General features: G+C 39.0%; 1 protein-coding gene. It reads right to left on the minus strand.

Annotated features, from left to right (window positions below; genetic code table 11):
• Positions 1–11: 11 nt before the first annotated feature.
• Entirely contained in the window at positions 12–572 is a 561-nt protein-coding gene (traE, locus tag DNJ75_RS15195; RefSeq protein ID WP_117004217.1) for a type IV conjugative transfer system protein TraE, read from the minus strand.
• Positions 573–608 lie beyond the last annotated feature (36 nt).

Here is a 608-nt window from a genome sequence, read left to right on the forward strand (position 1 = left end):
ATTAATAAAAACTACTTCTTCTCAACCTCAAAAATATCTTTAACCTGCAATGACCCATTGTAATAATCAAACTGTACAACAAAACTCACTTCCTGATGTGATACCAAACGTAATCCCACCCGCTTTTCCAGCATCCCCTTAACTTTGACTTGTAATCGCTCAATACTAATCTCCTGCTCACTCGGATAAAAAACCGATGAAATGCGCCCCTCCTGAATATCTTTGCTCTCTTTCTCTAAAAGACTGTTTAACTCACCCCACGTCTTTGGTGAAGTATAACTTTTTAACACCTTATGATTCAGCAGCACATTATCAGGCGATACATTCAACTTCATCCCCAGTAAAAATAACGCCATCTGTGCCAAATACGAATCATCAGGTTCGACCATGCTAATGCTCATCTGATGACTGAGCACAGGGGGAATTAATGTCACCATCTTATGCTTAATCGTTTGATATAAGCCATACGACAGTACCACTGAAACCAACGACATAAAAATAAAGCCTAGCTTAAGCCAACGATTAACGTACTGACCCAAGGACTGACCCAATTGATGATGTGATGCGTCCATAAACGCTCCTTGCTTTTTTTATCTGTTTTATTTTTT

Source organism: Cysteiniphilum litorale, assembly GCF_003428165.1.
GTDB classification, from domain to species: domain Bacteria; phylum Pseudomonadota; class Gammaproteobacteria; order Francisellales; family Francisellaceae; genus Caedibacter; species Caedibacter litoralis.